Annotated in this window: 4 protein-coding genes; 1 reads left to right on the top strand and 3 read right to left on the bottom strand. The window is 45.2% G+C overall.

Translation table 11 applies throughout. From position 1 onward, the window contains the following. Together E1163_RS21880 and E1163_RS21875 are read right to left on the bottom strand one after the other, a co-directional pair. A partial coding sequence (locus E1163_RS21880; RefSeq protein ID WP_246223828.1) for a cytochrome c oxidase subunit I occupies positions 1–1,684 on the bottom strand: 1,684 nt, incomplete at its 3' end. Beyond that, the gene (locus tag E1163_RS21875; protein ID WP_155174603.1) at positions 1,681–2,592 is read right to left on the bottom strand and encodes a cytochrome c oxidase subunit II; all 912 of its coding nucleotides are present in this window, start codon (positions 2,590–2,592) and stop codon (positions 1,681–1,683) included. The genes E1163_RS21880 and E1163_RS21875, both read right to left, overlap by 4 nt. 219 nt (positions 2,593–2,811) lie before the next feature. Between E1163_RS21875 and nrfD the strand changes: the two genes are divergently transcribed. Further along, complete coding sequence (gene nrfD, locus E1163_RS21870) at positions 2,812–4,167, top strand: NrfD/PsrC family molybdoenzyme membrane anchor subunit (protein ID WP_155174602.1); 1,356 nt, start codon at positions 2,812–2,814, stop codon at positions 4,165–4,167. A gap of 28 nt (positions 4,168–4,195) precedes the next feature. Here the strand turns inward: nrfD and E1163_RS21865 are convergent. Continuing rightward, positions 4,196–6,165, bottom strand: a 1,970-nt coding sequence (locus E1163_RS21865; protein ID WP_155174601.1) for an eCIS core domain-containing protein, incomplete at its 5' end; no start/stop codon positions are given.

Below are 6,165 nucleotides of genomic sequence, written 5' to 3'. Positions count from 1 at the left end.
CCCGTACTTTGGCGGGTGTAGTCCATTCGAGGGTAGTTGCCCTCCAGGGATTGGCCTCCGCGGGTTTTCCTTTGTAGATGGAACGGAAAAAGTTGAAAAGAAAAATAAACTGCCCGGCAAAGGTAAGTATGGCAGCCACGGTAATAAATGCATTAAGATCGGAGAAAGCATCAAACGTATCAAAGTTGGTGAAGGAGTAATACCTTCTCGGCAGCCCCGACATACCTAAATAGTGCATAGGGAAAAAGATCAGGTACACCCCCACAAAGGTCAGCCAGAAGTGTAGATAGCTCAGTGTTTTGTTCATCATCCGGCCAAACATTTTGGGAAACCAATGGTAAACACCACATAAAAAGCCAAAGAAGGCTGCACTCCCCATGACCAGGTGAAAATGTGCCACTACGAAATAGGTATCATGTACTTCGATGTCAATAGCGGAATTGGCAACATACAGCCCTGTAAGGCCTCCGGTAATGAAAAAGGACACCATGCCGAGTGCAAACAGCATGGAGGTGGTAAAATGGATATTGCCACGCCACAAGGTGGTGATCCAGTTGAATACTTTGACGGAAGAGGGTACAGCTATAATAAATGAGGTAAGGCTAAAGACCGACCCCAGGAATGGGTTCATCCCTGAAACAAACATGTGGTGCGCCCATACCAGAAATGACAGGATCATGATGGCAAAAATGGAAGTTACCATAGCGGCATAGCCAAAAATAGGTTTTCTGGCATTTGTGGCTATAACATCGGAGGTGATACCGAAGGCAGGGAATATGGCGATGTACACTTCCGGGTGTCCCAAAAACCAGAACAGGTGCTGATAAATAATGGGGCTGCCCGCCTTGTAGGGCAAATGGGTACCGGCAATATAGATATCAGTTAGGAAAAAACTGGTTCCGAAACTCCTGTCGAAGAAGAGCAAGAGCAATGCACTAAACAGTACGGGAAATGACAGCAGACTGAGAATGGCTGTAAAGAAGAAAGCCCAGACCGTAAGTGGCAATCTCCTGAAGCTCAAGCCTTCTGTCCTCATATTGATGGTGGTGCTGATAAAATTGATGGAGGTCATCACATTGGAAATAATGAAAATGACCATGCTGATGATCCATAAGGTCATGCCTGCCCCTGAACCCTGAGAAGCCTCTTTCAGGGCGCTCAGTGGCGGGTAAGCGGTCCAGCCGGAGGAAGCCGCACCAGTTTCCACAAAAAATGAAAGGAACATGATAAGCCCGGAGAGGAAGTACAACCAGAACGACAGCATATTAAGAAAGCCGGAGGCCATATCCCGGGCACCTATTTGCAATGGGATCAGCAGGTTGCCCATAGTACCTAAAAAGGCGCCTGTAAGCACAAAAAACATCATAATAGTGCCGTGCATAGTGACCATGGAGAGATAAAAATCCGGATCAAGGCGTCCGTTGATGATGTTGTCACCCAGTATGGGCTGCAGCCAGCTCAGGTCAAGGTTTGGAAAGCCAAGTTGCAGCCGGAAGATGAGGGAGATCAATGCCCCGGCAAATGCCCAGAAAAGGCCTCCAAAAAGGTATTGTTTGGCAATGGTTTTATGGTCGGTGCTGAAAATATAAGTGAAAATAAAAACCAGCACCTTGTTGCCTGCATCCTTTCTGTGAAGAAAAGACACCTCTTTAAACTCCTTATCTTCCAGCGTTTCCATACTCATTGGCTCGTGTAATTTATGCGGTATTCGGGGTGTTGCGACAGCCAGCTTTTTTGCTCTTTCAACCATTCGCCGTATTCCTCCGGGGTATCCACTACCAGGATCATTTTCATGGCAAAATGCATGCGGCCGCAGAGTTCTGCGCAAGCCACTTCGTAGTTGAAAGTCGGGTCATTCAGCTTCTCCCTCATTTCTGCTGTAGTAGTGGTGGCGGTAAAATTCACTTTGGTGATCATGCCGGGTACGGCGTCCATCTTTACCCGGAAGTGTGGCAAAAAGAAGCTATGAATTACATCCCTTGTCCTGATATGGAGCTTTACCGGCCGCCCTTTAGGGATGTGTATTTGCATGGGGATGAAATCGTCAAGACTGCCGGGATCTGTGAAATCTATACCCATATGGTTTACCTGATCGATATATTCAAAGCCCGACCTCCCCAGTTCACCATCCTGACCGGGATAACGCACCCACCAGTTAAACTGCTCGCCCATTACGTCTATCTCCACCACATCACCTTCCGGCTCTGCCTGTATTTTTGCCCAAAGGATTTGCCCCCACACAAATAGAAATATAAAAGCCAGGGCTGGGATAACCGTCCAGAAAAGCTCCAGTTTCAGGAAATTTTTCAGGTACCTGGCTTGTCTGCCAACCTTTTTCCTGTAGCGGAATGCAAAAAAGAACAGCAGTATCTGGGTCAGAAAAAAGGCCAGGCCGGTGAGTATGGTTGTAGTGTTGAAAAGCGGCACTATTTCCCTGCCATGCTCTGAAACAGGGTAAGGTAAAAACTTATCTGAATAGTAGAAGGTGAAAAAGACTACACCCGGCACAAAAATGATAATAAACCCCAGCAGCAACCAGGGCTGAATAAAAGACAATGTCCTGTCAATTCTGTCTCTGGTCTCCTTATTCATTCACGCTATCCATTTACTTTCTTTTAGTAAAAGCAACCGGCAGCAGGTTTTGTTTAACAATTTCCTGAATTATAGGGCGGAGAGGTGTACCCGCGATAAACAAAAGGAAGCAGGCTGTTGTTGCAAAGCTGTATAAACCCATTTGCGTTATCCCTCCTTCATTTTCACACAAGGAGGCCCGGTGTCAGTTGCGGTTGAGCCTTACAAAAAACCCGTCATATGAACTCAAAAGCAGGATCTCTTTTAGAGGAAGAGCTTATAGCAGGAGACAAAAGCAGAAATGATGTTACGCATGATGTTACCACTGGCATAAAAGAAAAAAAGACTTTCTGGCGAATGGCTTTTGCTCTATGTGGTTTGCTGCTAAGTGTTGGAGGCTTCTGCCTGCTGCGCACCTGGTGGTCTGGTATAGGTATGTGGGGTGAGAATAAGGCAGTCAACTGGGCATGGGATATCACCAACTTCGTGTGGTGGATCGGGATAGGCCATGCCGGTACATTAATTTCAGCCATTTTGCTGATTTTCAGAGCCAAGTGGAGAAACTCTATCAACAGGTCGGCCGAAGCCATGACTTTGGCGGCTGTAAGCTGTTCGGGTTTTTACATTATTGCCCACCTGGGCCGTCCATGGCTTTTTTACTGGGTCTTTCCTATACCGAACACCTATGGGTCATTATGGGTCAATTTCAACTCAGCACTGGTTTGGGATGCTACGGCTATACTGGCTTATTTCCTGGTATCGCTGATATTCTGGTACCTCGGCCTGATCCCTGATTTTGCAGAACTCAGAAATAAAAGCAAAGGACTGAAGAAGAAAATTTATGCGGCATGTAGCTTCAATTGGGACAACTCCGTCTGGCACTGGAGAAGGTATGAGTCAGTTATGTATACCCTTGGAGGCCTGGCTACCGCTTTGGTGATCTCCGTCCACTCCATTGTAGCCATGGATTTTGCCAATACGCTGGTGCCAGGCTGGCACTCCACTATGTTTCCTCCCTATTTTGTTATAGGAGCCATTTTATCAGGGTTTGCCATGGTACTCACCTTACTTATTCCTCTCCGGAAATTGCTTGGCCTGGAAAGTTACATTACCATCAACCATATTGATAAAATGAACCGTATTGTGCTTGTACATGCCTCCCTCATCGCCCTGAGCTACTTTATTGAGGTTTGCAAAGCGGTATATGTGGGTGGTTTAGATGCCTTTATCATGAAATACAGGCTTACGGGTGATTATGCTATATTCTTTATTTGTATGTTGCTTTTCAACGCACTCATACCCCAGCTACTATGGTTAAGAAAATTGAGAAGGCACCTTTTATTCAGTTTTGTGCTTTCTATTATCATCAATATCGGTATGTGGTTTGAGCGGTTTGTGATCATCGTTACATCGCTTTCCCGCGGCTACCTGCCCAGCTCCTGGGCCCTGTTTTCACCATCACTCTATGACATTGGTGTGTTCATTTTCTCCATAGGGATGTTCCTTACCATGTTCCTGCTGTTTGTCAGGTATATTCCTGTTATCAGTCTTTACGAGGTGAAATCTTTGATAAAAAAATCACATAAAAGGACTTAACCATAATGTTGATATTGACTGCCACGCATTATTTATAGTTAACCAGTATCCCTTGTATATCCCCATATGGCTCTACAATTCCCCGATAACTCTCATCTATATCTAAACGGGAAAGACTGGGGAGCATGCCAGCATTAATATAGCTCATAAGTTTACTGATCAGATCCGAGGATATCCTCACCCCAGTCAGATCTAAAGTGGTCAGTGAGGCGTAAGGTGAAAAGGATATCGGTACGTGGGTTATTTGGGAAGGTCTGGCCACACCGAGGTAGCTTCCTATTTTCATAAGATCCCTTTCATTAAACCCACTTTCATAAGCATGAATTTGGTCTGGCTTTGTTCTATTCGGGTCTCTGCCTGGCGCCCATGCAGGCCTGTCGCCAAACTCATTTTGAAATGCCCTTAGAAACTGGCCTGATCGTGTTGGAGGCTTATCCACCATAAGCCGTTCATAACCTGTAGCTTTTCCTCCCATGGCAGTTTTTCCTCCCTCTTTTTCATGCCATTTTTCCATCCTCTCCCCTCCTTTGCTGTCAGGTTCTTCCATATACCTTACCTGATGACCAAGCATAGCCATAACCTCGAGGTTTCCACTTCGAAATCCCAAATGTTTTAATTCTTCGAAGTGCCTGTCGAGATAGTCATATAGTTTGAATTGTCCAAAACGTGTATCACCTCCCCAGGCTTTCAGTAAATCCGTTTTGTCCTCCCAAAAACCGGTTAGGTCAAACACATTAAGCCCCGCTTTGGTGGCGATTTCCGTAAACTTACCTGCTTTGTCAGGGGTTGCATAAGGATCTCCGGCTATTATAACAGCATCAAATTTTTCTTTGGCCATCATCACTATCTGCTCCATGCCTCTGTAGCTGGTATCATGCTCAAGGTGAATGTCTCCTTTCTTTCCACTAAACCGTGACCATAAAATGGCAACATTTTTACCTCCGCGTGGTACATTTTTAGACTGAAGCCAATCTTGAATCTCCTTGTCCTTCGAATCGTTAACGTCCCATGCATTTCGTACTTTGCTTTTCATTTCGTCGCTCCAGTGTGTCGCTACATAATCCGTTCCTCCACTTACGGTCAGGGTCAGGTTATTATCTATTGTCCTGTTTGACAATCCCGGGTCAAACCCTTTATGGATACTCCGTGTCATTTCTTTCATAGCCTTAGCACCTTCACCTCTCAAATCTGAAACCTGTGCCATATGTATACGCCATGGTTCTATACCTGAGTCTGTATAAAATTTAACCAGCGCATCGGCCTTATCTGTCGGATCATAACCTTCTTCTCCTTTCTCCGCACCTCTGCTAATAACAATATCGAGATTAGGGTCATCAATAAGGGACGCAGCAATACCAAAGACATCACCAGTGGCATAACCCGGCTGATTGATTATTTTCCTTTCCCCATGTTTCCCTGTAAATTCATGGTATAACTGTTTGAGTTCAGTAATAGTCTGGTTCAGGAGCTTTAAATCATTACCTCCCAACCTGGTACAGGCATACTTCAGCTTCTTATATTTACCATGGCTGAAAGTCTCATCAAAAGTCAGATCGCTGATTTTATCTAATTCAGGCAGAAGGTGCTCCAATCTGTTTCGTAAATACCACCTTTGTTTTTCTTCAATTCCTTCTTTTACCCTTACATTATTTAATAACCATCTGGCCTCTGTCCGTTTCTGAGCGTAAACTGGTTTTATGGCTCCAAATTTCAATAAAAGTCTACTATAGTCCTGTTTTTTCTCATCCCTGTTCAGTTGGGCCACTCCGTTAGCCGCTATGGAGTGATCATTACCCCCAACAGTATCATTTACAGCTACCCCTCCTTTCATCTGTAAGGTTGGCTTCACCCGACCTTGTTTTTGCTGTACTACATGCCACGCTTCATGTGGCAAATGCTTTTCCTGTCCCGGGCCAATATGAATATCCGTCCCTTGAGCATATGCCAGTGCTCCCAAACTTGCTGGCCTGGTAGAATTATAATGTACTGCCACATCAT

It is taken from the genome of Fulvivirga kasyanovii (assembly GCF_009711405.1).
GTDB lineage: Bacteria > Bacteroidota > Bacteroidia > Cytophagales > Cyclobacteriaceae > Fulvivirga > Fulvivirga kasyanovii.
This window is presented reverse-complemented; position numbering and strand designations above follow the sequence as displayed.

What these genes read in the sequence shown, in the direction of transcription:
- nrfD (WP_155174602.1), top strand. Translation starts at nt 2,812, where the DNA reads ATGAACTCAAAAGCAGGATCTCTTTTAGAGGAAGAGCTTATAGCAGGA.
- E1163_RS21875 (WP_155174603.1), bottom strand. Translation starts at nt 2,592, where the DNA reads ATGAATAAGGAGACCAGAGACAGAATTGACAGGACATTGTCTTTTATT.